Raw genomic sequence first — 768 nt, 5'->3', positions numbered from 1 at the left:
CATTCTTTGCCGAGCTAAAACAATTTATGCCGGCGTATTTAACCCTCATTGAAGGCGGCCAAATTATTTCCGTATGCGGCTTTCGCATCGCCGAAGATGAGCCCTTGTTCCTTGAACAGTATTTAGAAGACGACGCCCAAAAGCTGGTTTCTAACGTATTTAACTGCGACGTAAAACGTTCGAACTTAGTGGAGTTCGGTCACTTGGCATCTTTCGCTAAGGGCATGTCGTCTCTGCACTTCTACCTCATCGCAGAAATGCTGGTCAACCTCGGTTTTGAATGGTGCATCTTCACCGCGACAGATCCACTTCACGCCATGATGGCGCGCCTAGGATTGGAGCCTCATATCATCGCGCAGGCCGATCAAAACAAAGTCCCCGATGCCGAGTCCACTTGGGGGTCGTACTACGAACATCAACCGCGTGTGTTAGCTGGCAATTTGCAAAAAGGACTAGAGCGTCTTCGATTAGTCCAAGAAAGAAAACGCAAACAAGCCTAGATAGAAAAGTAAACGTCGTTAAAAACGCAAACACAACCACAACAACTTGGTTAAACACAACGCCAGAATATAGGTGATGTATGAATATTCTCCTCGATGCCATTACAAAATGGGCAAAAACGACACCAGATCGAGTAGCACTTGTCGGCTACGAAGCGAATCAAACGGTTGAACTGACTTACTCTGAATTGTTAAACAAGATCGAACTCGTTGCCGCCGAGCTTATTACACAGAACATCAAAGCACTCGCGCTACGCGCAGAAAACAG

Annotated in this window: 1 protein-coding gene and 1 pseudogene; both read left to right on the top strand. The window is 46.6% G+C overall.

Annotated elements, in window-relative coordinates; all coding sequences use genetic code 11:
- Window positions 1-500: thermostable hemolysin (locus R8N49_RS26620; RefSeq protein WP_318190384.1), on the top strand; the 500-nt coding region annotated here is incomplete at its 5' end.
- An 80-nt stretch (window positions 501-580) separates the two neighbouring features.
- Window positions 581-768, top strand: a pseudogene (locus tag R8N49_RS26615) (long-chain fatty acid--CoA ligase); the annotation flags it as partial.

It is taken from the genome of Vibrio sp. 1978, assembly GCF_033344345.1.
The sequence above is the reverse complement of the archived record's forward strand: the minus strand, read 5'-3'. Positions and strand labels throughout refer to the sequence as shown.